Origin of the sequence: Pedobacter miscanthi (assembly GCF_032678605.1) — a bacterium.
Taxonomy (GTDB): Bacteria; Bacteroidota; Bacteroidia; order Sphingobacteriales; family Sphingobacteriaceae; genus Pedobacter; species Pedobacter miscanthi_A.
Genome location: NZ_JAVTSU010000027.1, coordinates 59,887 through 66,572, shown reverse-complemented (window position 1 = coordinate 66,572; position 6,686 = coordinate 59,887). Strand labels below are relative to the sequence as shown.

At 40.2% G+C, this 6,686-nt stretch carries 5 protein-coding genes; 2 read left to right on the top strand and 3 right to left on the bottom strand.

What is annotated here, in order from left to right; translation table 11 throughout:
* Positions 1 to 364: 364 nt before the first annotated feature.
* A complete protein-coding gene (locus R2R28_RS26775) occupies positions 365 to 934 on the bottom strand; it encodes a Crp/Fnr family transcriptional regulator (protein ID WP_316828728.1) in 570 nt (189 codons plus the stop codon).
* Positions 935 to 1,062: 128 nt separating this feature from the next.
* Between R2R28_RS26775 and R2R28_RS26770 the strand changes: the two genes are divergently transcribed.
* The gene (locus tag R2R28_RS26770; RefSeq protein ID WP_316828727.1) at positions 1,063 to 2,196 is read left to right on the top strand and encodes a DEAD/DEAH box helicase; all 1,134 of its coding nucleotides are present in this window, start codon (positions 1,063 to 1,065) and stop codon (positions 2,194 to 2,196) included.
* 37 nt (positions 2,197 to 2,233) lie between these two features.
* Positions 2,234 to 2,731 carry an STM3941 family protein gene (locus R2R28_RS26765; protein WP_316828726.1) on the top strand — a complete coding sequence of 166 codons (498 nt, stop codon included), beginning with the start codon at positions 2,234 to 2,236 and terminating at the stop codon, positions 2,729 to 2,731.
* 151 nt (positions 2,732 to 2,882) lie between these two features.
* Here R2R28_RS26765 and R2R28_RS26760 read toward each other — a convergent pair whose 3' ends face one another.
* Together R2R28_RS26760 and R2R28_RS26755 are read right to left on the bottom strand one after the other, a co-directional pair.
* The gene (locus R2R28_RS26760) at positions 2,883 to 5,312 is read right to left on the bottom strand and encodes a TonB-dependent receptor (protein ID WP_316828725.1); all 2,430 of its coding nucleotides are present in this window, start codon (positions 5,310 to 5,312) and stop codon (positions 2,883 to 2,885) included.
* Positions 5,309 to 6,682: an HTTM domain-containing protein gene (locus R2R28_RS26755; RefSeq protein ID WP_316828724.1), complete on the bottom strand. Its 1,374-nt coding sequence runs from the start codon at positions 6,680 to 6,682 to the stop codon at positions 5,309 to 5,311. The genes R2R28_RS26760 and R2R28_RS26755 overlap by 4 nt, the downstream gene beginning before the upstream one ends.
* Positions 6,683 to 6,686: the final 4 nt, after the last annotated feature.

The window sequence follows — 6,686 nt, the reverse complement described above, 5'->3', positions numbered from 1 at the left end:
CCTTTTTGCTTGATTTTTAGTATATTATCGTTGAACGTTGGGTCAATAAAAGCAGTTCTAAACATATCCTCACCCCATACCAGATTATCTTTGAACACCCCCCTCATCAGGGTATGCTTCTGTGTAATGTTGCCTTTTTGATATATTTCGTAAAGGTTGCACAAACCAACTTATATGACCCCGTCGTACCAATTTTTAATTATTTGTAAGCGTCTTTAAAATAAGGTGTTATGATAAAATTATTATTGGCGAGATGGGGTCAATTGACAGCGGTTTATCCAGTAATAGCTGCTTCTTCGATTTTAATGGCTGTTTTCATAAATCAAAGGTATATACCGAAATAAGCCTTTGCGCTTGATAAAAATCAAGAAATCATCTTTTTTCTGATGCGGCTAAAGGTTTCTGGGGTCATGCCCAGCATAGAAGCTAAATATTGTAAGGGCACCTGATTGAACAGTTCGCGCTGCTGATCGAATAATTTTGTATAATGTTCTTCTGCTGATAGGGAGATGAGGTCAAAGATCCTGCTTTCCATCACCACAAAACATTTACTGATAAACATTTTTTCAAATTCATTCCATTTTGGTATGAGTTTTCCCAGTTCGATATACTGTGAACGTGCTACGGTGAAAACCAGCGTATCGGTTAGGGCCTGTATATTGAATCTTGCCGGCTGACCGAAAAGGAATGAAGAGATGTCGGTCATGAAATAACCCGATGTGCCGATCCACTGGGTCACCTCACGTTTGGATTGCGTAACGAATACCCGGAGTATGCCCGAACTGATAAAACTCATTTTTTCGCAACGGCTACCTGCTTTTTGCCAATATGCTCCTTTCTCAAGCTGTTCGACCTTAAACAGGCTGGCTACTTTTCTGCAATCATCCGGATCGATGCTAAAATAATGTTGAATGTAGTTTTCCAGTTCGTTCATGATACAAAGTTAATCTTTAGCCATTAAAATCTGTTTTTATTGCCATGAGTCAATATGGCTTTTCAATCTAACAAAAGCAAAATCCTGTTAATGCCGATTTTTGTTTATTTTTGACCAAAAATAATAATATGCCATTCAGCGCGCTGGGCTTATCGCCAGATTTCATCAAAATACTATTAAATCAGAATTTCACCTTACCTACGCCCATCCAGCAGGCCGCTATACCAGCCATATTAAATAAAAAAGACGTTTTAGGCATAGCTAAAACAGGTTCTGGGAAAACAGCCAGTTATGTTTTGCCGATATTGATGAACCTGCAGCACACACAAATGCTTAAAAACAGGCATGTAAATGTGCTGGTGTTGGTGCCCACCCGCGAACTGGCAGAGCAGGTAAAAGATGTTTTCAAAACTTTTAGTCCTGCTCTTCCAATACCTGTTAAATCCATAGCCGTATATGGTGGTGTTTCCATTAATCCGCAAATGACTGCGCTTCAAAATGTAAATGTGCTTGTGGCAACTCCGGGAAGACTGTTGGAACTCTTAGATTCAAACGCCGTACACTTATCCAGCATTGAAACTTTGGTGCTCGATGAGGCCGATAAGATGCTTAATCTGGGTTTCAAGGAAGAAGTAGATAAAATTATCTCCCTTTTACCCGAAAAACGTCAAAATATTCTGTTGTCTGCTACTTTAAATGAAGATCTTCAGCTGATCCATCAGGTGCTGCTTCATGATCCGCTGGTGATCAAGATTGAAAGCCGCGAAGATTCTCTTGAACAGATTAACCAGGTAGCCTACATCGTTTCCGAAGTGAAGAAAGGACCATTTTTACGTTATCTGATCAGTCATCATGAAATGAAACAAGTACTGGTATTTGCATCATCTGTTCACACTGCAGATGCTATTGTAAACAAACTGCGTAAAAATAATTTTGATGCCAAAGCGATTCATAGCAAAAAAAGCCAGGGTGCAAGAAATGAAGCTTTGCACCTTTTTAAGTCTGGAAAACTCAGGATTTTGGTTGCAACAGATTTAATGGGGCGGGGGATTGATATCGATCAGCTTCCTTTTGTCATTAATTACGAATTACCACGGTCGCCCAAAGATTATATCCACCGCATCGGACGAACCGGCCGCGCGGATAGTATAGGCGAAGCCATTTCTTTGGTAAGTCCGGATGAACTTCATCATTTTGAAGTGATACAAAAGAAAATGGGCAAAGAAGTTAAATTAATAGATAGCGAGAATATGAATAAGTAAATGCACTATCGGCATTTCAATTGACCTGAATCTGCTTATGCCAGAAATCAAATTATTCCCCAGTCTGAAGAAAAGATTGATCCTTTTAGGCTTAGTTATAGCTTTAGGAACTCTGGTTGTTGCCCTTGTACCTTTTCCCAGCGCTTCTTTTATTTTGTATTTCGGGCTTTGCCTTGCAGCTTTCTGTTATATGCTGATCCGGTTGTTTAACCGCAAGCCAGTACTTGTTTTATCAGAGGCAGGCGTGCTATCGGGCATGACGATGAATGGTGCAAAAATTGGACTGGTTTTATGGACAGACATTAGCGAAATTAGAAATACGCGTGCATTTTGGTTGTTCAAGGGCATCGAACTTCATGCAAACGAGGCCATTGCTGAAAAATACCAATCAAGATTAGAGAAAAAAGACCGGGTAGCCAGAAAAACATTTATCATGCACCTCAGTTGCGATGAGATAAACATGAAACACGATGAACTGTTTTCACTGTTAGAACGCTACTGGAGTTTGTATAAAAAGGACAGTAAGTTAGGTTAACGATCATCTAAAACAACGGTCAACAAAGCGTTTAAGCTATATTTTAAAACTTGCCTTTCTTAATCTCCTAAAAAAGATGCAAACCCAGAGGCTGCATCTTAAATACATGTTTTTTTCTTATGATTGTTTTGGTCAATTCTGCTTTTTGTTTTTATAACTTTACCTGTAACGTAATATAAAATGCCCTGGCGTCAGAGGGTACAATGCCTGGCCCGGGATAACTATCCGCCCGCCTGGTAAAATAACGCTCATCGGCAAGGTTGTTTACGGACCCCTGCAGACTAAAAGTTTTGTTAAACTGATAAGCAGCCGAAAGATCCATCACGGTATAAGCTGGGATCAATCCATTAATGGCGTTACTGGTAAAAGTGGCGTTGGTAGCATCGGTAAACTGCTCACTGGTATAGGCCAGCTGGTAACTTGCCGATAACTTTTTATATTGATAGCTAAGTCCGGTTTTAAATATAACATCGGGCGCCAGTTCAACCTTGCGGTTATTATAGGCAGATACTTTACTGTCGATGTAGCTTGCGTCGATCAGTGCAAGGTTAACAAAAACCGACAGTTTAGTGTTGTTATGCTGAGGAGCGATAAAATGAAGTATCTCCAATTCTGCAAAAGATTCCAGTCCGATATTGCGCGATTTAGAGATGTTGGTGCGGTAACGATAATCGTTAAAGTTGGCATCTGCCGTATCAACCGTGCCAATCCTGTTATCATAATTAATGGCAAATACACTCACGTCATAATTAAATACGCCCGATACATTACCCCGCATACCCAGATCTGCTGAATAACCTTTTTCATCCTGCAGGTTGGGATCGACCTGGATGTTTTTATTTATCGAACGGATGTCGTTAAAATTAATGGCTCTATAGTTCTGTGATATGTTGCCATAAAACTGCATGGCTTCGCTTTTGAAATAACTCATGCCAATACCCCCGATAACGAAACTCCTGCCATTGTTTTTGTTTTCGTTGGTGAGTTTTTTGTAGATAATGTTTCCTGCAAAATCCTTATTTACCTGGGTGTAAAAACCATCGGCTTTCGTTACAATGTTTTCAAACCTGATTCCGGGGATAATGCTAAACCTTGGGGTGATCCTAAAAATATTCTCTGCAAATAAGGAGAGGTTGTTATTGGGGAAATCATATTTCGAATAGTAATCATTATCAGCAGGATTATAATCAAAATCTGATCTAGAACCCGTTTTAGCATTATTGCCCAAACCCTGTTCGCGATCGGTATGGCCGTGATAATACCTTACACCCAGCAACAGGTTTTGCGGGTTACCTTTTAGTTTATACGAATAAAGTAAACGCGTTTCATTGCCATAGTTGCCGTATTTGTCTTTAAATAAATTTCGGTCATCATTCGGATCGGCCCTGCTGATATAATCCAAATTGCCAAGCGCATCTCGCGAGGCAGAAAGGCCAAAAAAACGCGAATTGAGTTTTAAATGATCATTCAGTTTATAATCCAGGATAAAAGCCCCGAGATTCCAGTTCACTTTAAACCAATTTCGCTCCCGTATTGATTGGCGTGGGTCTGATTTAAAACCAGCATCGGTAAGGCCGCCTGGTTGTTGGGCCAGATAATCCATATAGGTGTACTGAAATGTTAGAGATAGCCTATCGGTAGCTTTGTAGGTAATGCCTGCGTAAGCTGTATTTACGTTAAACTGAGAGTTTGGCCGCCAGCCATCACCCTGTTTATGCTGAAAGAAAGTATAATATTGAACCTTTTTAATGGTACCGCCAATGCTGTTGGTGGTATTGAAAAATCCCCATGATCCGGCTGTTTCGCGTGAAGTAACTTCGATTGCCTTGTCGGTAGGACCTTCCTTAAGTTTAAAGTTGATCATTCCGCCAAACTGGGTACCATATTGTAATGATGATGCTCCCCTTAATATTTCAATCCTGTCTGTTAATTCTGATGGGGGTGAATAATAACTTTCGGGATAACCCAGTGCATCAGCACTGATATCATAACCGTTTTGGCGGGTATTAAAGTTGGTTACACGGTTTGGGTTTAATCCACGTCCACCTATACCAAGCTGGATTCCCGAAACATCATTTTCCCAAATGTTTAGTCCGGCTATTTTTGAATAAATCTGCCTGGTATTATTGGTTGCTTTGTTTCCGGTAACATCATCAAGTACAATCACCTCACTTTTTTTTCCGGCGTTTATGGTTGTGCCTTCAACAGCACTTAAACGGGTAATACCAAAAGTTTTTTCTTTAGCCGCTTTTACATCTACATCCCTGATCTGCTCTACGGTTTCTTCCATCACAAAATCCACAGCGATATCGGAGTTGACCTTTATGGAACGGGTGATCTGTTTAAAGCCAACGGATGAAACTTCGATGTTATAATTGCCAGCAGGAACGTTAGTTAAATGGTAGTTGCCTTCTGCATCGCAAGCCACGCGGTAGCTTGTGTTTTTTAAAACGACTGACGCTCCTGCAATCGCTTTGCTGGTACCATTTTTAACACTTCCGCTTAAGTTGAAACTTTGTGCGGCCAGTTTCAGACTGCTTATAATCAAGATTGTGGTGATCAGTATAAAAGTTTTTTTCATTCTGTTTGTTTAAATGGAAGTATCCATTTTTTATGGGCAAAATTTTCTTGTTCTTTGGCGAGATTAACCTTGCTGTCGATATATAATCTACTGCCGCTGCCGTTAAGTGTTACATAACTATCGGCAGTTACTACCGGATTTTTAATGCCTTTTTGCTGGTACTCATGCGCGAGAAAATGTGCGAACTGTAAAATCATGTCGGGCTGTGTAGCCATCTGCCTTTCCTGAAAACCGGTAAGGTAGGCCGAATTGATAATTTCAGTCTGCTTACCTGTGGCCGGGTCTTTTACATGAAAGAAAGCTGTGCCGCCTTTTTCCATGAGCATTACCCGCCACGAAAAACGGTATCCTTCTTCTGTCCAGTACAGCTTGCCAGGATACAATAAATATCGGAGTGGGAGCAATAGCTGGATGGAAAAATGTATCATCAATACCGCCAATACCAGTTTCAGTTTATTGGGCGCCAATTGATAAACCGCGTTTGTTTTTAATGTTTTATTGCCTGATCTGAAAAGAACCTTTCTTAAAAAATTGATTATCCTGATATGGGTTTCAGGAGAAAAAAAGATCACGGTAACGCAGATCATGATATAAGGGAACATGCCGATCTTAAAAAACAGTCCGGTTGCGAGGTGAAAAATGATCACCAAAATGTAGGCTGGCTTTCGTGTTTTGCGGCTCAATAAAAAGAAACCGATCAACAGATCGAACAACATCCCTGCCCAGCTAAAAAAAAAGGCTACCCATTGGTGCGTTAACAAAGGGCCAATAATAGGAAACTGGCTATTGGCGGGCAGCCATATTTTAAGTGGGATGGCTACAATGAGCCAATCGTAAGTAAGTTTAGAAATGCCAGCAAAAAAATAAACGAGTACAAGCTGGAGTTTAAATATGCCAGTAGTCCAAATCGGTACCTGACTAATCTGCAATTCAGGTTTGCGTGCAACATCTAAAGAAAAATACCGGTGCGCTGGTACCCATAGCATTAAAAAGGCCATCACACTAATAAAGTAGTAATGGTTGAGGTAGGTTGTTTTATCAATAAGCTCTACATAGGTAAAGCCTATAAAAAAAGCTATGCCGGCAACCCGGTAAAAAAGACCTAAAATAATCAATACAGCAGCTACAATTAATAAAGCAAACAAAGCATACATACCGAAGGCTCCTAATGGTTTTATCCAATCAAAACCGTAGAAGGTAAAGTGAAACCCAGGTTTAATATAAAAAGCATATACCCATCCCCTAAATAAAAAACGGATGGTACTCACCAGCATAATGCTCCCAAACGCTATACGTAATACAGCCAGGGGAGCAATATGTGTTTTTTTATCAAACGTGGAGTATAGTCGCTCCATTACCGTACTGCGCATTGTT